At 27.8% G+C, this 18,366-nt stretch carries 18 protein-coding genes; 13 read left to right on the top strand and 5 right to left on the bottom strand.

The genetic code is table 11. The annotated features are described in order from the left end of the window. Positions 1-2: 2 nt before the first annotated feature. Complete coding sequence (infA, locus tag AC2TY9_RS14200; RefSeq protein WP_072682044.1) at positions 3-221, top strand: translation initiation factor IF-1; 219 nt, start codon at positions 3-5, stop codon at positions 219-221. Between the two features lie 93 nt (positions 222-314). Beyond that, entirely contained in the window at positions 315-1,565 is a 1,251-nt protein-coding gene (locus AC2TY9_RS14195) for a GGDEF domain-containing protein (RefSeq protein ID WP_489778177.1), read from the top strand. A gap of 70 nt (positions 1,566-1,635) precedes the next feature. On the opposite strand, the gene AC2TY9_RS14190 is transcribed toward AC2TY9_RS14195, so the two are convergent. Further along, on the bottom strand, positions 1,636-1,848 hold the full coding sequence (locus AC2TY9_RS14190) for a hypothetical protein (RefSeq protein ID WP_489778176.1): 213 nt from the start codon (positions 1,846-1,848) through the stop codon (positions 1,636-1,638). Positions 1,849-1,935: 87 nt separating this feature from the next. On the opposite strand from AC2TY9_RS14190, the gene AC2TY9_RS14185 reads away from it, so the two are divergent. The 8 genes from AC2TY9_RS14185 (at position 1,936) to AC2TY9_RS14150 (ending at position 11,837) form a co-directional block, all read left to right on the top strand. Beyond that, on the top strand, positions 1,936-2,637 hold the full coding sequence (locus tag AC2TY9_RS14185) for a uracil-DNA glycosylase (RefSeq protein WP_489778175.1): 702 nt from the start codon (positions 1,936-1,938) through the stop codon (positions 2,635-2,637). Further along, positions 2,634-3,821 (top strand): hypothetical protein, encoded by a 1,188-nt coding sequence (locus tag AC2TY9_RS14180; RefSeq protein WP_489778174.1) that lies wholly within the window; start codon positions 2,634-2,636, stop codon positions 3,819-3,821. Before AC2TY9_RS14185 ends, AC2TY9_RS14180 begins: the two co-directional genes overlap by 4 nt. Before the next feature lie 57 nt (positions 3,822-3,878). Next, entirely contained in the window at positions 3,879-5,642 is a 1,764-nt protein-coding gene (gene aspS / locus AC2TY9_RS14175) for an aspartate--tRNA ligase (RefSeq protein WP_489778173.1), read from the top strand. A gap of 17 nt (positions 5,643-5,659) precedes the next feature. Beyond that, a complete protein-coding gene (locus AC2TY9_RS14170) occupies positions 5,660-6,457 on the top strand; it encodes a metal ABC transporter solute-binding protein, Zn/Mn family (RefSeq protein WP_489778172.1) in 798 nt (265 codons plus the stop codon). A gap of 121 nt (positions 6,458-6,578) precedes the next feature. Beyond that, complete coding sequence (locus tag AC2TY9_RS14165) at positions 6,579-9,155, top strand: chemotaxis protein CheW (RefSeq protein WP_489778171.1); 2,577 nt, start codon at positions 6,579-6,581, stop codon at positions 9,153-9,155. An 82-nt stretch (positions 9,156-9,237) separates the two neighbouring features. Then, the gene (locus AC2TY9_RS14160; protein WP_489778170.1) at positions 9,238-10,986 is read left to right on the top strand and encodes a YgiQ family radical SAM protein; all 1,749 of its coding nucleotides are present in this window, start codon (positions 9,238-9,240) and stop codon (positions 10,984-10,986) included. Between the two features lie 9 nt (positions 10,987-10,995). After that, a complete protein-coding gene (locus tag AC2TY9_RS14155) occupies positions 10,996-11,403 on the top strand; it encodes a thioredoxin family protein (RefSeq protein WP_489778169.1) in 408 nt (135 codons plus the stop codon). After that, on the top strand, positions 11,400-11,837 hold the full coding sequence (locus AC2TY9_RS14150) for a hypothetical protein (RefSeq protein ID WP_489778168.1): 438 nt from the start codon (positions 11,400-11,402) through the stop codon (positions 11,835-11,837). Before AC2TY9_RS14155 ends, AC2TY9_RS14150 begins: the two co-directional genes overlap by 4 nt. A gap of 59 nt (positions 11,838-11,896) precedes the next feature. Here AC2TY9_RS14150 and AC2TY9_RS14145 read toward each other — a convergent pair whose 3' ends face one another. Further along, the gene (locus tag AC2TY9_RS14145; RefSeq protein WP_489778167.1) at positions 11,897-12,523 is read right to left on the bottom strand and encodes an adenylate kinase; all 627 of its coding nucleotides are present in this window, start codon (positions 12,521-12,523) and stop codon (positions 11,897-11,899) included. Between the two features lie 121 nt (positions 12,524-12,644). Here AC2TY9_RS14145 and AC2TY9_RS14140 point away from each other — a divergent pair, with 121 nt between their 5' ends. The 3 genes from AC2TY9_RS14140 to AC2TY9_RS14130 all read left to right on the top strand — a co-directional run bounded on the left by AC2TY9_RS14140 (position 12,645) and on the right by AC2TY9_RS14130 (position 14,819). After that, positions 12,645-13,214, top strand: a complete 570-nt coding sequence (locus AC2TY9_RS14140) for an adenylate kinase (RefSeq protein WP_489778166.1) — start codon at positions 12,645-12,647, stop codon at positions 13,212-13,214. Further along, positions 13,214-13,978: a competence/damage-inducible protein A gene (locus tag AC2TY9_RS14135; protein ID WP_489778165.1), complete on the top strand. Its 765-nt coding sequence runs from the start codon at positions 13,214-13,216 to the stop codon at positions 13,976-13,978. Before AC2TY9_RS14140 ends, AC2TY9_RS14135 begins: the two co-directional genes overlap by 1 nt. A gap of 130 nt (positions 13,979-14,108) precedes the next feature. Beyond that, complete coding sequence (locus tag AC2TY9_RS14130; RefSeq protein WP_489778164.1) at positions 14,109-14,819, top strand: 2OG-Fe(II) oxygenase; 711 nt, start codon at positions 14,109-14,111, stop codon at positions 14,817-14,819. Here AC2TY9_RS14130 and AC2TY9_RS14125 read toward each other — a convergent pair. From AC2TY9_RS14125 to uvrC, 3 genes are read right to left on the bottom strand one after another with little or no spacing between them, the layout of a single operon-like run. After that, positions 14,816-15,478, bottom strand: a complete 663-nt coding sequence (locus AC2TY9_RS14125; RefSeq protein ID WP_489778163.1) for a tetratricopeptide repeat protein — start codon at positions 15,476-15,478, stop codon at positions 14,816-14,818. The two genes, AC2TY9_RS14130 and AC2TY9_RS14125, sit on opposite strands and share 4 nt — an antisense overlap. Continuing rightward, the gene (locus AC2TY9_RS14120) at positions 15,475-16,497 is read right to left on the bottom strand and encodes an alanine racemase (RefSeq protein ID WP_489778162.1); all 1,023 of its coding nucleotides are present in this window, start codon (positions 16,495-16,497) and stop codon (positions 15,475-15,477) included. The genes AC2TY9_RS14125 and AC2TY9_RS14120 overlap by 4 nt, the downstream gene beginning before the upstream one ends. 6 nt (positions 16,498-16,503) lie before the next feature. Beyond that, the gene (gene uvrC, locus AC2TY9_RS14115) at positions 16,504-18,333 is read right to left on the bottom strand and encodes an excinuclease ABC subunit UvrC (protein ID WP_489778161.1); all 1,830 of its coding nucleotides are present in this window, start codon (positions 18,331-18,333) and stop codon (positions 16,504-16,506) included. Positions 18,334-18,366 lie beyond the last annotated feature (33 nt).

Genomic DNA, 18,366 nt, shown 5'->3' with positions numbered 1-18,366 from the left:
AAGTGGCAAAAGATGATGTAATAGTAATTGATGGAAAAGTAATTGAAGCTTTACCAAATGCTATGTTTAGAGTTGAATTAGATAATGGACATGTTGTATTGTGTCATATCTCAGGAAAAATGAGAATGCACTATATTAAGATCTTGCCTGGAGATAAAGTAAAAGTAGAGATTACTCCTTACTCTTTAGATAAGGGAAGAATTACACATAGATATAAATAATAATATTTAGAGACAATATAAATATAACTTATTTTTATTGTCTCTATATTATTTTGTGTTATAATATGTAAAAATTATTAAGTGCATATTATTATGGAAAACATAGAACTTCTTTCAAAACAAACTTTAGAAAATTTAAAACAACAAAACAAAGTTTTAAGCCCTGAAAACTATGAAAGGGAATTTTTTAAACTTTTAACACAACAAAATATAATCTTTGAAGAAAAACAACAATTAGATTCAATAAAAAATAACTTATGTAATATAGAGAAAAAATTAATAAAAGACGATATCACTTTTAAAGAGATTTCAGAGATTTTAATTAAAAGAATAAATAGCCAACAAGTAAAACAATTTTTAAAAGATTTATCTTATTTTATGACACCTTCTTTATCAAAAAATACTAAAAATGATATTGATAAACTATGTGAAAAAATTTCAAATAACCCAAACCAATTAATAAATATAAATAATCTTAGAAAATTACGTGAATTGACAAATCTTAGAATAAAAGATGATAAAGATACTTATAATGAAAAAAGTGAAGATATAAAAAAACTTATTAGTTTTTTAGTTGATATATTTACAAAAACTGTAAATGAAACAAATATAACACTTGACAAGATTATTGAAATAAAAAACGAAATAAAAAATTTGGAGTTATCAGATTCTTCAGCTAAACAAGTTAGCTTACTACATGAAAAACTAATTAATAATATTAATGAGATTGAAAAAAATCTAAAACGAAATAATGAATCAATTATAAATTCACAAAAAGATACAAACGATTTATATACTCAAATTGAAAACTTAAAATGTAGTCTAGATAAAGCAGAAGAAGAAAAATCAATTGATTATTTAACTGGTGTTTTAACAAGAAGAGCCTTTGCCCAAGAGAGTAAGCGAGCTGATAACGAGTACAATGTATTTGATGCAAAATATGCAATTGTATTTTTTGATATAGATCATTTTAAAAAAATAAATGATAATTATGGACATGAGTGTGGAGATAGTGTACTTTATACCTTTGCTTCAATACTAAGTAAACTTACTAGGAATGAAGATATTATTTGTAGATATGGTGGTGAAGAATTCATCGCAATAATTCATTACAATAGTTTATTTGATGTGACTAATTATTTAAAAAGAGTAAAAAATATAATTTCAAGTAATAAGTTTATTTATAAAGAATATAAAATTGAAGTTAAATTTTCAGCAGGTGTTGCTTTTAGAACTAATTATAACAATTTTGAAGAAACATTGAATTTCGCGGATAAACTTTTGTATCAAGCAAAAGATTTAGGAAGAGATAAAATTATACTTGATAATAAAGAAGAGTTTTAATAAACACAACTATGAAGACTTAATGTAATTCTGTCGCGCGTGAATTTACAAAAAGTCTTCATAGAACTATTTATTTGATTGTTTTTTTTGTTATATTAATCTCTTCTTCAATAAACTTTTTTTGTTCAATCATAAAATCTAAATGTTTTTTTAACAACTCTTTATCCTCGTAGGACTTTATAATAAAATCATATAGTTTTGGTCTATTTTTCTTCCAGTTATGTAAGGTTGTTTTATTTACTTCTAAATCTTCTTCTAGTTTTCTAAAACTTGGTATACCCATTATAATCCTTGTGTGAACAACATAGTACAAAATATTGGAATAAAAGTCAATAAAATTATTAATTATGTACAAAATATTGGAACAAATATGTACAAAAGAAGTTTTTTTGTAAAATTCAATATGACAAAAACAGTTAAAAATAAAATTTTACACCAGCTAAATTTTCTAAAAACTATTGGTTATGACTATCATGAAACAGTTACAATCTCAAATTTTGATGTAAATGGAAACAGTTTGCCTAATAATTTGAATGAGTTAAATTTAATTATGGAAAACTGTTATTTATGTGAATTGTCCAAATCAAGAAGAAATGTTTTATGTGGACAGGGAAATCCAAATGCTTCAATAATGTTTATTGCAGATGAACCAACTGCTAGTGAAGATGAATTAAAAAGCTTTTTTGTAGGTAAAACGGGCGAAACCTTAGCAAAAATGATTGAAAATGTATTACTATTAAAAAAAGAGGATGTATTTATAACTACTTTAACAAAATGTAAAAGTTTAGATAGTATAACTCCTGCATGCTTTAATAGCTGTAGTTCTTATTTACATAAGCAAATTGATATTATTAAACCTAAATTGATTGTTCTTTTAGGGGAAAAAACATATCAATATTTATGTAATGACTCAAGTAGTACCTTTTTAAAAATTAGAGGTCACATGACAAAGTTTAATGAGTATGATGTTTTGCCAACCCATAGTGTTTCATATCTTTTAAGAAACCCTTCTTCAAAAAAAGAAGCTTTTCATGATATGCTTAAAATTAAATCTATTTTGGAGTTAAATTGAAAAATATAATATTAATATTAGTTGCATTTTTTGTTTTTATAGGTTGTGGACCTAAAGAAGTTGTTATTGATAGAAATCCAGTTAAAACAGAAAAAGAAGAGTTCGTTTTAATTCAAAATGAGTCTAATCCAGATTCACTATTTTATCAAAGAAAAAAAGAGAAAGTAGTTATTGAAGATGAAGGTATAAATAGAATTGCTATTTTATATCCATCGAGAATAGTAGGAAAATATGCAAAAAGTACAATTAGCACAATTTCTGCTTTTTTAATATACAATGATAAACCCTTTGAAATTGAAACATTTGATACATATGATGAAAACCCAGAAAATATTTTAGAACAAGTTGATCTTTTAAAAGAGAATGGTTTCACAAAAGTTATTGCAATGTTTACTTCAAATGGTTTTAATACATTGAATTTAGATAGTGATAGCTCTTTTGCAAATTTTTATTTCCCTTTAATTAACAAATCAGAAGTTAAAACACAAAAATCAAACTTTATTTTTGGTGGGATCTCTTATGAAAATCAATTGCAAGTATTAGAAACTTTATCAACTAATAGAAATACAATGTTTTATGTTAAATCATATCTTGGAAACAAATTAAAAGAATCGTATCAACAAATATTTTCAAATCCAGGGATAATTAAAGAGATAGAAAGAGCTAATAATAGGTATAAATACATTATGAAAGATGAAAGAATTGTGGGAAATACAATTATAGTTAATACTCCAATTGTAAAAACTTCAATTATACTTTCTCAGCTTACAGCTTTTGAAGTTAATCCTTTAAAAGTATTATCTACTCAATTAAACTATAATCCCCTTCTAATAAAATTAACTCAAGAAAGAGACAGAGAAAACTTTTTTGTTGTAAGTTCTATTGAAAATGTTGATAGTTTTCTTGAAGAGTATACAAAACTTCTTGGGGGCGATGTAACGTATAATTGGGTTGATTATTCATCTTTAGTTGGAGCAAATTATTTATTGTTTTCTCAATATAAACGAGAAGAAAAAGCTAATGATTTCATAATTATGGAAGACAAGAATGAAGATGAAGTGTTAACAGAAGATATAAATAACGAAGAGATTATACACACAAAAGTTATTGAAAATCAAGCAGATTATAAATCTACACTATATGGAACAACTCCATATGGCTTTTCTAAAATGGAACTTAATTAAGTAAAATTTAGATATAATCGCGAATTATTAAAAAAAGATATATAGACGGAGTCAGATTTGAGAACGCATTATTGTACAGAAGTAACAGAAAAAAACATTGATGAAATCGTAACAGTTGCTGGTTGGGTAAACAGTAGACGAGATCATGGTGGAATTATTTTTATTGATTTAAGAGACAGGGGAGGGTTGGTTCAACTTGTTTGTGACCCTGAAGATAATGAAGATGCTTGGAAAACAGCTGACAGTGTAAGAGATGAGTTTGTTTTAATTGCAACTGGTAAAGTAAGAGCTAGGGGTGAAGGTTTAGAAAATCCAAACCTTATCACTGGAAAAATTGAAATTGTTGTTGAAAAGTTAGTTATCGAAAATAAATCTAAGCCTATGCCTTTTGAATTAGGTGATGAAAAAGTTAATGAAGAGATTAGATTAAGAAATAGATTTTTAGAATTAAGAACAAAAAAATCACTTGATATTTTTAAATTAAGAAGTACAGCTAATATTGCAGTTAGAAACTGCCTAAATGATTTAGGATTTTTAGATGTTGAGACTCCAATTTTAACAAAATCAACTCCAGAAGGTGCTAGAGATTATCTTGTTCCAAGTAGAGTTCACCCAGGTGAGTTTTATGCATTACCACAATCACCACAATTATTTAAACAATTATTGATGGTATCTGGTTTTGATAAATATTTCCAAATTGCTAAATGTTTTAGAGATGAAGACTTAAGAGCAGATAGACAACCAGAATTTACTCAAATCGATGTTGAAATGAGTTTTTGTAACCAAGAAGATGTAATTAAAGTAGCTGAGAAATTAATCCATGATACTTTTACAGCTTGTGGTAAAGAGGTTCCATCAACTTTCCCAAGAATTACATATAAAGATGCAATGGAAAAATATGGTTCTGATAAACCAGATATGAGATTTGATATGGCAATGGTTGATGTTATTGATATTTTTGCTAACTCAACAAATGAAATCTTTGCTTCAATTGCAAAAGATAAGAAAAACAATAGAATCAAAGCACTTAGATGTCCAAATGGAGATAATCTATTCTCAAAAAGACAAATGAAAGGTTTTGAAGATTATGTTAGAAAGTTTGGAGCTAAAGGTTTAGGTTATTTCCAAATGAAAGAGGATGGTTTAAAAGGTCCTTTAACTAAATTTTTCTCAGAAGAGGATTTAGAAGCAATCGTAAAAACAACTGAACTTGAAGTTGGAGATGTTGTATTCTTTGGAGCAGGGGACAAAAAAACAGTTTGTGATTATATGGGTAGATTTAGACTTTACCTTGCAGAGCAAATGGATATTATTCCTGCAGATGCTTATGAATTTATCTGGGTTGTTGATTTCCCAATGTTTGAAACTGAAGATGGAAAAACAAAAGCACTTCACCACCCATTTACAATGCCAAATTTAGAAAAATGTGATTTAAACAACGTTGAAGATTTAGAAGATATTGAATCAATTGCTTATGATATTGTATTAAATGGTACAGAATTAGGTGGTGGTTCAATCAGAATTCATAAAGAAGAGATTCAACAAAAAGTATTTGAGCTTATGGGAATCTCTCAAGAAGAAGCTAATGAGAAATTTGGATTCTTACTTGAAGCATTAAGATATGGTGCTCCAAGTCATGGTGGATTTGCCCTTGGTTTTGATAGAATGATTATGTTACTAGCTGGAACTGATTCAATTAGAGATGTAATTGCATTCCCTAAAACTCAAAGAGCTCAATGTTTATTAACTCAAGCACCTTCAGCTGTTGATAATGAGCAATTAAAAGAACTTGCACTAAGAATTAGAAAAACAGAAATCTAATCAAAAAAAGAGGTAGTATGAAAAAGATATTCTTAATACTACTTCTTTTTACAACTTTTTTATTCTCTCGTGATATTGTTACAATCACTTATCCTTTTCAAGAATACTTTATAAAAAAAATAGCTTATGAAAAAGTTTATATAAAAACAGTTTTCTCAGAACATGATGATTTATCAAAAATAAAAGAGAAAACTTTTGATAATTTAGCTTTTACCAAATATTATTTTACACAAAACTTAGCAGTTGAAAAAAAAATTGTTGATATTTTAAAATCAAAAAACAATGAAATAAAAGTGATAAATCTTAATAAAAATATCCCAAAACTTAAAACTAAAAATGGTTTAGATAATCCATATATTTGGATGGATCCCATCCTTTGTAGAGAGTATGCAAAAAATATTTATGAACAATTAGTAAGTATGCAAGAATACAACAAAGAGTACTTCAAAATTAACTATGAAAAGTTATTGAAAGAGTTAGATGAGACATATTTGTATTTAAAAGAAAGAATAGATAGGGCAGAGGTTTACGGTTTTTTGGTATTTAATGAAAGACTTGATTACTTTGCTAAAAGATTTAGACTTGATGTTTATCACAAAGAAAACAGAGTGATTCACTTAAATGAAGTTTCAAGTTTTTTAGAATTTTCTCAAGAAGAGCACTTACGACATATAATTCTTGATCTTGGTAATAATTATAAAATTGCACAATCTTATGCAAATTATATTGATGGGAAAATCATTGAAGTTGATGTTTTTGAAAGAAATTGGAAAATATCTATGTATGCTTTAGTTAGAAGATTAAGTACTTTATAAAATTCCTCTTTTAATCATACCAAAAAATTATTTATTTAAAAAGTTGATTTTTTATACAGTTGTATAAAACCTTTTTTATTGATATGTAGTATCATTATAATATCAAAAATGAAGGAACTTTATGTCAAAAAATCTAATCGATTATAAAGGTATAAATGTAAAAAAAGAACTTTATCCCATAATAAAATATATTGAAGATGTAGAAAAATACAGAGAAGAGTTAGGAACTTTAAGTTCCTCTTGGGATATCTATGCGCTTTTAGGACAATTGGGAGATATAAATATTGATATTGGAAAAACAAAAGAAAACTTTTTAAATCTTACTTCAACTTTATTAAATCACTTAAGTGAAGAAACAATCAAAAAAGTAACTGCTGAGATGAATTTTAAAGCACAAGTTGCAATTGATATTGTTATAAGAAATCTTTTTGAAAGAACAGCTGATATTGGCTTTCTTGCAACCGATTATGATATTAGGTATTTTATTCAAAATTATGTTTCAAAATATAATGATGATAGTAAAGGTTTAAAAGGTAATATAAAAAATAGATTTCAAGAATATGTTGATAAGTATTCTGTCTATTTTGATATTGTTTTAGCAGATACAAGTGGAAGAATTTTAGCAAGATTAGATGAAAATACTCCTGGGGATTTTATTGATAAGAAATTTATTGATAAGGTTATAAATACAAGTGAAGAGTATATAGAAACTTACGAGAACCATGATTTCTTACCGAAATTAAAAAGATCACTTGTATACTCATATAAAGTTACTCAAAACAACAATCCAAATTCAGAAACTATAGGCGTATTATCTTTATGTTTTAAATTTATTGATGAGATGAGAGGTGTGTTTGATAATTTAATTGATCCTTCAAATAAAGAGTGTTTGGTCCTGTTAGATGAAAATGGTTATGTTATAGCTTCAAGTGATAGGAATCATATTCCGTGGGATGTAAAAGTACCAATTGTTAAAGATGAGACTTATAAAATTATCTCTTTTCAAGGTAGAGATTATATTGCAAAGAGTTGTAAAACAAAGGGATATCAAGGTTTTATGGGTTTAAATTGGTATGGGCATATAATGATTCCTTTAGAGTATGCTTTTTTAAGTGATGTCTTAAATGATGTAAGTTTTGATAAAAAAGTTATTGATTCAATGATGGAAAATGAAAACCATTTTTCAAAAGACTTAAAAGATGTATTTAATAAAAGTAAAACTATCCAAGATAATCTAAGTCGAGTAATTTGGAATGGTAATATTGCTCAAAGTAAACTAAACTCTTCAAATAGAGGATTTTCAAAATCACTTTTAAATGAGATTGGAATTACAGGTACTAAAGCAAATTCATCTTTAAATAATCTAAACAAAACTATTATTAGTTCAATTTTAAAAGATAGTGAGTTTTTATCATCTTTAGCAATTGATATTATGGACAGAAATCTTTATGAAAGGGCAAATGACTGTAGGTGGTGGGCTTTAAGCTCTTCTTTTAGAGAGATGTTTGATGAGCCTTCTTCATTAAGTTACCATGAAAAACAGATTGCTTCAATTTTAAAATATATCAATGAATTATATACAGTTTACACCAATTTAATGGTATTTGACAAAGATGGAAAGATTATAGCTGTATCAAATGATAATGAAAAACATCTTATTGGGAAAGTATTATCTCAAAACTGGGTTGGAGATACTTTTAAACTACAAGATACACAAGAGTATTGTGTTTCAAAATTTGAAAAAACAAATCTATACAATAATGAGTCAACCTATGTTTATTGTGCTGCAATTAGGTCCTCTAAAGATGATTCAGTAATAAATGGTGGGATTGCAATTGTATTTGATTCAAAACCACAATTTCAAGCTATGCTTGAAGATTGTTTACCCACAAAAAATGATGGGGTTTATGCATTTTTTACAAATAGAGATAAAACAATTATCTCAACAACAAGTGAGAAATATGAAGTTGACTCAAGGCTTGAAATTGATGATAAATTTTTTGAACTTAAAAATGGTGAAAAGTTAAGTGAGATTATAGAAAGAAACGGTAAATACTATGCAGTAGGAGTTCGATGTTCAAGTGGTTATAGGGAATACAAAAGTAGCAAGGATAAATATAAAAATGATATTTTATCTTTTGTTTTTATTTACATAGGTGAGAAGAAAGATAAATTAACTTATCAAGAAAACAAAAAAGAGAAGTTTCTAAATAATAGTTCAAATAAAAAATTTGATGAAAATAGTGTAGAACTAGCAACATTTTATTTAGGGAATAAATTTTTAGCAGTTGAAGCTTCAAATGTAATTGAATCTGTAGGAATTGATAAATTACAAGAATCAATAGAAATGGATAAGAAAAATCATTTTAAAGGGATGGTTTTACATAAAGAAAGATTAATCTCAGTACTTGATATAAGAGATTTTTTAAATGAAGATATAAAAGATAATGAGGTGGATAATATCATCTTGTTTGAATATGATAAAGATAACAAGGGCCATTGTGTTGGAATTTTAGTTTCTTCCTTAGAAAGCATTTCAGTTGTTCAAAGAGATTCAATACAAAATATTGAAAGTCACTTTTTAGGTTCAGGAACACTAATCAAAAGTTTAGTTGATATAAATGATTTTGGGGAATCACAAGTTGCTATGTTACTTGATATTAAAAAGATAGATGAAAATTTAACTGAAAATTTATAATTAGAATTAAAGTCTTAAATATATGTAGATTAACAAAGATTTTGGCACAATACGAAAAAATATATAAAGAGTCAAAATTTAAATGAATAATATAAAAACAAAATTCTTACCAACTACAAAAAAAGAGATGGATGCCTTAGGATGGGATCAATGTGATGTTATCCTAGTAAGTGGTGATGCATATATAGATTCTCCCTTTATAGGAGTTGCAGTTGTTGGGAGAATTTTAGAACAGCTTGGATTTAAAGTTGGAATTATTGGTCAACCTGATGTTAAATCTGATGATATTACTAGACTTGGTGAACCAAAAATTTATTGGGGAGTTAGTGGTGGAAGTATCGATTCAATGGTATCAAACTACACTGCTACAAAAAAGTTTAGAAATTCTGATGATTATACTCCAGGTGGGAAAAATGATAAAAGACCTGATAGGGCAACATTAGTTTATACAAATCTAATTAGAAGAAATTTTAAAAATACAGTACCAGTTGTTTTAGGTGGAATTGAGGCAAGTTTAAGACGTGTTACCCATTATGATTATTGGACAAATAAATTAAGAAAACCAGTACTTTTTGATTCAAAAGCTGATTACTTGATATATGGTATGGGTGAGATGGCAATTAGAGAGTTTTCTTTAGCCCTAAGAGATGGAACAGACCCAAGGAAGGTTAGAGGTATATGTTATATCTCTAAAGAGCCAGTTGAAGATTTCATACAACTTCCATCACACCAAGAATGTTTAGATGATAAAGAGAAATATATAGATCTTTTTGACCATTTTTATCAAAACAATGACCCCATAAATGCAAATGGACTTTGTCAAAAAGTTGATACTAGATATGCTATACAAAATCCCCCATGTGATTACCTTGATGAGAAAGAGATGGATGAGATTGCAATGTATCCATACCAAAGGGATTTACACCCTTACCACAAGCCAGAGGGTAAAGTAAAATGTCTAGAAACTATTAAGTTTTCTATTCAAACTCACCATGGATGTTGGGGAGAGTGTAACTTCTGTGCTATTGGAGTTCACCAAGGAAGAACTATACGTACTAGAAGTGAATCAAACATTATCCAAGAAGCAAAAGATTTTACTAAAATGAAAGATTTTAAAGGAATCATTTCTGATGTGGGAGGTCCTACTGCAAATATGTATGGATATGAGTGTGGTAAAAAGCTTAAAAAGGGAACTTGTGATGATATCAGATGTGTTGACTTTGATAGGCTTTGTAAGGTTATGAAAGTTGACCATAGTAGAAGTATAAAATTACTTCGAGATATTAGAGAAGTACCTGGGGTTAAAAAAGCCTTTGTAGCTTCAGGATTAAGATATGATTTTATTCCAGCAGATAAAAAACATGGATATACATATTTAAAAGAGTTAGTTGAACATCATATCTCTGGACAAATGAAAGTTGCACCTGAACACACATCTGATAGGGTTTTAAAACTTATGGGTAAACCTGGGAAACAGCCATTAATTGAGTTTAAAAAGATGTATGATAGATTAAACAAAGAAGCTGGTAAGAAACAGTTTTTAACTTATTATTTAATTGCTGCGCATCCTGGATGTGAAGAAAGAGATATGCATGAATTAAAACAATTTACTACCCATGAATTAAAGATGAATCCAGAACAAGCTCAGGTATTCACTCCAACTCCTGGAACATACTCAGCAGTTATGTATTACACTGAACTTGATCCAGAAACAAGAAAACCAATATTTGTGGAAAAAGATAGAGCAAGAAAAGAGAAACAAAAAGATATCGTTATTGACAAAAAATACTATCAAAGAAGAAAAAGTGCTGGCACATCAATGCAAAGCTAAGGAGTAGCTATGAAATATATTTTATTATTAATCCTTTTATTAAGTGGATTATTTGCATCATCTTCAAAATTTATTGAGCAGATGAATTATGAAACTGTTTATGAGAAAGCTTTAGAAAAGGCAAAAAAAGAAAACAAGTCTATTATGATGATTGCTAGTACTAAATCTTGCCCTTGGTGTAGAAAACTAGAAAGACAGACTCTAAAAAGAGAGAATATTAATAATATAATTCAGAAAAATTTTATTCCTTTAGCTGTTGATCAAGACTTAGAAAATTACCCTAAAAAATTTGAAGTAAAAGTTGTGCCAACAGTTTATTTTATAAATCCAAATAATGAAAATGTAGTAAAAAAAGTTCTAGGATATAAAAATAGAAAAGAGTTTTCTAAAATCTTGGATGAGGTGGTTTCAAAATGAAAAAATTAATTCTTCTATTTTTTACATTTGTTTACTCTTTTGCTCTAACTCCATACTCTTTAGAAAATGTAAAAGAGGTAAATCTTAAGTTTTTAAATAAAAAAGAAAACATCTCAAAAAAGCTTGAAGAAAAGATTACTAAAAAAGTAAAAGAAGAGCTTGAAAAATTAGGAATCCAAACAAAGACTGAAAAGTATTCAAATTTCATAATTAAAGCAAAAGTACTAAAAATTGCCAATAAACAACTTGTGCAAACTTCTATTATGATAGTTGAAGATATAAAGCCTGTAAGGGATGAGGCACTTCTCACAATAGGAATAACATATAAAAAAGATGATAGTTTTATTGCCGAAGACTTAGAACTTGATATTTATGAGTCTATAGTTGACTATCTATTAGAAGATTTTATAGAACAATATAAAGCTGAAAATTAAATCATAAAAAAAGGGACAACAATATAAAGTTGTCCCTTTTTTCTTTTTTATGTATTAAATTACGCTAAAGCGTTAATCATATCTTTAGTAACATCTGAAACATCTTTAGTCCCATCAAGTTCAATAAATACTCCCATATCTTTATAAAAATCAATTAATGGAGCAGTTTGCTCATGGTATGCTGCTAATCTTTTAGTAACAGTCTCTTCTGTATCATCAGCTCTTTGTACTAGATCTTCTTCTTTTTCATCAACTGGAGGGTTGAATTTAATATGGTAAATTTTACCAGTTTTTTTAGAAGTTCTTCTTCCTGTAATTCTTTCAACAATCATTTCATCTGGAACATTCAGTGAAATAACTTTATCTAATGAAATTTGCATATTTGCCATTAACTTTTTTAAAGCTTCAGCTTGAGCTAAAGTTCTTGGGAAACCATCTAAAATAAAACCTTCTTTACAGTCATTTTCAGCAAGTCTATCTTTAATAATACCAATAATTGTTGAATCAGGAACTAATTGACCTGCATCCATAAATTTTTTAGCTTCCATACCCATTTCTGTTTTATCAGCGATTGCTGCTCTTAAAATGTCTCCTGTAGAGATTTGTGGAATATTATATTTTTCAATTAAAAATTTTGCTTGAGTTCCTTTACCAGCTCCAGGTGCTCCAAATAACATTAAGTTCATGTTTCTTTTCCTTAGTTTTTCTTTTTTGATTTGGGTATTGTATTCAAAAACCATTTAATATCAAATAAACAATTCATAAGAGTTTTGTTATAATCACTCTCTCAAAATTCAAAGGGTTTAGATGAAAAAATTATTTTTAATAATAGGTGCACCAGGTAGTGGTAAAACAACAGATGCAGAATTGATAGCTGAAAATCATAAAAATATTACACATTATTCAACTGGAGATATGTTTAGAGCGGAAGTTGCAAGTGGAAGCCAAAGGGGAGCTTTAATTGAGACATATATCAGTAAAGGTCTTATAGTTCCAATTGATATTGCTATTGAAACTATTATAACTGCAATAAAAAATGCTCCTACTGATATAATTATAATCGATGGATATCCAAGAAGTTTTGAACAAATGAATGAATTAGATAAATATTTAGTAAATGAAACGGAAGTTGAATTAGTTAATATTATTGAAGTAGTTGTTTCACCAGAAGTAGCTAGAGATAGAGTTTTAGGTCGAGCAAGAGGTGCAGATGATAATGTGGAAGTTTTTAATAATAGAATGAAAGTTTATATTGAGCCTTTAAAAACAATTCAAGAGTTTTATGAATCTAAAAATTTATTGGTGAAGATAAATGGTGAGAGAACAATCAAAGAGATTGTTGATGAGATGGAAACTTTTATAAAATCAAAAATATAATGAAAAATCAACCTAACTTTTATAGTGTAATTATTGGAACTGAACTATTAAATGGGCGAAGAAAAGATGCCCATTTTTCTTTTTTAAATGAACAATTATTAAAACGAAATTGGAATCATAAAGCTTCATTTGTAGTTGAAGATGATGTGGAGCTTATGGAAAAAATATTCCGACTTATAAAATCAGATGAAAACTCTGTAATGTTTTGTTTTGGAGGAATTGGTGCTACACCTGATGATTACACTAGAGCAATAGCTGCAAAAGTTTTTACTGATGGGAAAATGCAATATCATGAAAAGGCAACAAAACTAATAATCAATCAATTTGGTGATGAGGCTTATCCTTTTAGAATAGAGATGGGGCATTTGCCATTAAATGCAGGATTACTTAAAAATGTTGTAAATAATGTTGCAGGGTTCTATTTAGAAAATAGATTCTTCTTTACTCCAGGGTTTCCTTCAATGAGCCAATCAATGGTAATTGAAGCTTTAGATAAATTTTATCCTAAAAATGAGATTGAAAAATATAGAAAAACTTTAACTGCATTTTGTGGAGAAAATGACTTAATCCCTGTAATGAAACAAATGCCAAAACAAGTTGAGCTATCTTCTTTACCAAAAATAATCAATGACAAAAGACAAGTTGTATTATCTTTAGCCTCATATGATCAAAATATTTTAGATGAAAATTTTGAAAAATATATAAAATACTGCCAAAAAAATAAAATAGAATTTATTTTAAAAGATATAAGTATTACAAATTGATCTTAGTTTTCCACTAAGATATCCCTTTTTCAGTACCTTTAGAGTCTTTAAATATTACTTAAGTTTATTTTTAGAAATAAACTTTTTTTTTCAATTATAATTACGCTCTTATTTAATATTAGGAACAAGATTGAAATTAGAGCAAATTAGTAATTTTGTCTTTTGTGATAAAAGACTTAATCAATTTAAATTAGAGTTTGGATTACTTCCAAATCCATATTATGATTATCCATTTTTGATTATTAAAGACTTTTTAGCTGAATCTTTATGTGATGATATTATTAAAAGTATCAAAAAAGAAGATGATTATATTGATGCAAAGATTAAAAAAGAAAATTATCTAAATAAAACAGATAAAAGTATTAGAAAGACAAAAATCTATAAGCTATCAAATGAGTATAAAAATATTTATAAAATAAGATTTTTAGAGTGTCAAAAACTAATTGAAGATTTTTTCTCAATGGCTTTAACAACTAGTACAAAAGTTCAAGTTTTAGAGTACCAAAAGGGTTCTTTTTATAAAGCTCATAGCGATGATTCAAATATGATTTTTAAAGATGATGAATTAATAGGATTTAAAAATGTAGCAATAAACAGAAAAGTTACTACTGTATTGTTTGCTAGTTCATGTGAAGATAATGAAGATTTTAATACTTTTCGTGGTGGAGAATTAGTCTTCAATTTTTTATATGATGAAAAGGGAAACAATATCAAGTATATCCCAAAAGCTGGTGAAATGATAGTTTTTTTAAGCAATCCATATTTTACCCATGAAGTTTTAGAAGTAAAAAGTGGATATAGATTAAGTTTAGTTCAATGGCATGATGCTTTGGTAAACTAAGGCTTATTATAGAAGTTAAATTTCCAACCCTTATCTTCTGAATATTTTTCTAAATTATAGTCATCCCATACTTTGATACATTTTTTATTTCCAAGCTCTTTACCTTTTTTTGCAAATGCATTGGCTCTACCAAAGTTTGGGAAAACTCCTTTACCACTAGCATACATAAAGGCTAAATTACATTGTGCATCTATTAATCCTTGCTTTGATGCTCTTTCAAAATATTTTACTGCCATTTTAAAATCTTTTTCTATGACTACACCATTAACTAAAAATAATCCTAACATATTTTGAGCAGGTGCGTAGTTTAGTTTTGAAGATTTAACAAAAGAATTGTAAGCATCAACTAGATTGTAGTAGGGTGTTTTTTTGTTTAGTTGAAGTTTTCCTATTAAATAAAAAGCTTCTGGGTCGTTTAGTTTTGAAGCTTTTTGTAAATATTTATATGAAGTTTGAACACTTCTTTGAACCTCTTTACCATTTGCATAAATCTTTGCAATTTCAATCATTGCTTTTGTATCGTTTTTTGAAGCTAAGCTTCTATAATATGATAAAGCTTCTAATGTTCCATATTTTTTTTCATAATTTTTCACCTCTTCAAAGCTAATTGCATTTAATAGGTTTATGAAAACAACTAATAGAACAATTGTTTTTTTCATTTTATGACTTTTTTGATACCTGGCATTAGGGTTGTAGTTATTTCATAAGTTATTGTGTCATGGATTTTTGCTAATTTTGTCACATCATCAAAAATACAAACCTCTTCATCTGAAGAATTTATAGAAAGATTATCCATTGAGACTTTACCTAAAACTTGATAGCCCTTTGGAGTAAGGTATTCATGTTTCCCATTAAGTCTTAAAAATCCATCTCCATATCCAACATCATAGGTAGAAATTTCCATTTTTTCTTTTGCCATAAATTTTCCACCATATCCAACTTTTTGATTTTTTTCTATTGTTCTTGTTGAAATTTTTTTTGCCCAAAGTGACATTACAGGTTTCAATTTTGGATTATCAAAGATTGGATTTGTTTCTAAGTATCCATATTGGGCTAATCCCACTCTTGCAAAATCTTCATCGAAATTCTTAAACCTAAATAAAGCCGATGAATTAGCAGAATGAAACTTAGGAATTGGTAAAAAAAGTTGTTCACATATTTCACACACTTGTTTTTTTACTTGATTAAAAACTGACCTTTGAAAGAAAAAGTCACATGAAAGTTCATCTGCACTTCTATAATGGGTCATTATGCCAGTCAAATTTAATTTCTTCGAAAGGACCCCTAAAATAGCCTCTTCTAGAGTTTTGGTGGTTATTCCATTTCTATGCATTCCTGTGTCAACTTTTAAGTGAACATTCGTATTTTCGGGTAACCTTTGTATTTCTTCAATTGTATTCACTACTATGTGAAAAGTATGTGAATAAGTTGAATAACTACTATCAGCAAGAATTAAGATTTGCTCAAAAAAAGTCTTGATTTTTTTAGCTTCTTCAAGGGTTCTAACTACTGCTTTTGTTATTCCAAACTCTTTTGCTAAGCTAGCAATCTCAAGAAGTCCATGTCCATAAGCATTGTCTTTTAGTACTACAGCAGTTTTTTCTTTTGAACCTGTTTTTTTTGTAATTATTTCTAGATTATGAAAGTAGTTTTCTTTGTTTAAAACAATTTTTGCCAAAGTGAGTTAGTCCTTAAGTGTATTAAAAAATTCTTGTATAACAATAGCATCTTTTTCGTTTAGAATATCTTTTAATTCATCTTTACTTGCATTTCTTATATTTTCAAAAGATCCAAAATATAAAAGAAGTTTTTTAACCTTTGCTTCTCCAATACCTTTGATTTGAAGAAGTGAAATTTTACTATCCTCTTTTCTTTTTTGTTTTTTATGAAATGATATAGCAAATCTATGGGCTTCATCTCTAAGTCTTTGTATAAATTGTAATCTTTTGTCTGTTGGAAGAAGTTCAAGTTTCTCTATTTCACTATTGTTTTCAAAAAATACAATATCCTTTGCACTTCCTTTTGCTCTGTGGGCTTTAAAATCAAGCTTTTCTTTTGCAATTGCACAAATATCAAGATTAACTCCACATGAATTCCTTATGTCAATAGCAAGTTTAAGAAGTGTTTCACCACCATCAATAACCCACATATCAGGAGCAGGGTTTTTTTCAAAACTTTCAACTCTTCTCATTAGAGTTTCTCTCATTTGGGCATATTCATCTTTTGCTTCAAGGTTATAATGTCTAAAATCAGATTTTATAAATTTCTCTTCCCATGTAACCATTGCTCCAACTGTTGCTTGTCCCATCATATGAGAGTTATCAAAACATTCAAATCTATAAGGTGTTTTATCAAGTCTAAATAACTCTTTTATCTCAACATAAATAGATTTTGATGTTGCACCACTAAGTCTTAAAAGTTCGTTTGCATTATTGATTCCAACTTGAACAATCTCTTTTTTCTTGCCTCTTTTTGGGTTGGTTATTGGAATATTTTTTGAAAATCTATTTTGAATAAACTCTTCAATCTCTTGCTTCTCTTCTATTTCATGGGCAATGATAATCTCTTTTGGTAAAAGTGGAATTTCATTGTCATAGTAATTTACAATAGCTCTTTCATAGGCTTCATTTATATCAATTGCTATATCTTCTTTATTTGGTTTAATATAATCATGGTTTGAAGATGCAAGTTTTCCATCTCTGAAAAACATTCTAACTAGGGCTGCTTTATTGTCTTTTATACTTATTGCAAAAAGGTCTATGTCTTCATTTGTAGCTAAATCCATACCTGTTTGGATTTGAGATTTTTTGATTGTTGTAATTCTATCTCGAAGTTTCATCGCTTCTTCAAATCTAAACTCAGAACTATACTCTTCCATCTTTGATGTTAGTTTTGAAACTAGCCTATTTTTATTGTAAATATATCCTAAAGATTCATCAATAAGTTTTGCATAATCCTCTTTTGTAATCTTTCCTTCACAAGGAGCATGGCATTTTTTTATTTGGTAAAAAAGACAAGCTTCTTTACCTTTGATACAAGATTTTTTTTGAACCAATGGAACTATTTCATAAATAGAATCAAGCATATCTCTAGCACCAGTGGAGTAGGGACCAAAGTATTTGACATTTTTATCTTTTAATACTCTTCTTGTAATCTCAAGTCTTGGGAAATCTTCATTTAAATTTATATAAATATATGGATAGGTTTTATCATCCCTAAGTAAAATATTGTATTTTGGTTTTAATTGTTTGATAAGAGAATTTTCTAAAATTAAAGCATCGTGCTCATTTGGTACAACAATCCACTCTAAAGATTCAACCTCACTAATCATCTTATAAATTCTAGGACTTAATTTATCAGATGGTAGAAGTTTTGGGGTAAATTTAAAGTATGACTTTACACGGTTTTTTAAAACCTTAGCTTTTCCTATGTAAAGTAGTTTGCCATTTCTATCGAAGTATTGATATACTCCAGCATCTTTAGGTAGTTGTTTTAGTTTCTCTTCTAAATTCATTTTTGGATTATATCAAAAATATCTTAACCTCAA

The sequence above is a fragment of the Arcobacter sp. ISO1 genome (assembly GCF_058105185.1).
This window is presented reverse-complemented; position numbering and strand designations above follow the sequence as displayed.

What these genes read in the sequence shown, in the direction of transcription:
- AC2TY9_RS14195 (WP_489778177.1), top strand. Translation starts at nt 315, where the DNA reads ATGGAAAACATAGAACTTCTTTCAAAACAAACTTTAGAAAATTTAAAA.
- AC2TY9_RS14190 (WP_489778176.1), bottom strand. Translation starts at nt 1,848, where the DNA reads ATGGGTATACCAAGTTTTAGAAAACTAGAAGAAGATTTAGAAGTAAAT.
- AC2TY9_RS14185 (WP_489778175.1), top strand. Translation starts at nt 1,936, where the DNA reads ATGTACAAAAGAAGTTTTTTTGTAAAATTCAATATGACAAAAACAGTT.
- AC2TY9_RS14170 (WP_489778172.1), top strand. Translation starts at nt 5,660, where the DNA reads ATGAAAAAGATATTCTTAATACTACTTCTTTTTACAACTTTTTTATTC.
- AC2TY9_RS14165 (WP_489778171.1), top strand. Translation starts at nt 6,579, where the DNA reads ATGTCAAAAAATCTAATCGATTATAAAGGTATAAATGTAAAAAAAGAA.
- AC2TY9_RS14160 (WP_489778170.1), top strand. Translation starts at nt 9,238, where the DNA reads ATGAATAATATAAAAACAAAATTCTTACCAACTACAAAAAAAGAGATG.
- AC2TY9_RS14155 (WP_489778169.1), top strand. Translation starts at nt 10,996, where the DNA reads ATGAAATATATTTTATTATTAATCCTTTTATTAAGTGGATTATTTGCA.
- AC2TY9_RS14150 (WP_489778168.1), top strand. Translation starts at nt 11,400, where the DNA reads ATGAAAAAATTAATTCTTCTATTTTTTACATTTGTTTACTCTTTTGCT.
- AC2TY9_RS14145 (WP_489778167.1), bottom strand. Translation starts at nt 12,523, where the DNA reads ATGAACTTAATGTTATTTGGAGCACCTGGAGCTGGTAAAGGAACTCAA.
- AC2TY9_RS14140 (WP_489778166.1), top strand. Translation starts at nt 12,645, where the DNA reads ATGAAAAAATTATTTTTAATAATAGGTGCACCAGGTAGTGGTAAAACA.
- AC2TY9_RS14135 (WP_489778165.1), top strand. Translation starts at nt 13,214, where the DNA reads ATGAAAAATCAACCTAACTTTTATAGTGTAATTATTGGAACTGAACTA.
- AC2TY9_RS14125 (WP_489778163.1), bottom strand. Translation starts at nt 15,478, where the DNA reads ATGAAAAAAACAATTGTTCTATTAGTTGTTTTCATAAACCTATTAAAT.
- uvrC (WP_489778161.1), bottom strand. Translation starts at nt 18,333, where the DNA reads ATGAATTTAGAAGAGAAACTAAAACAACTACCTAAAGATGCTGGAGTA.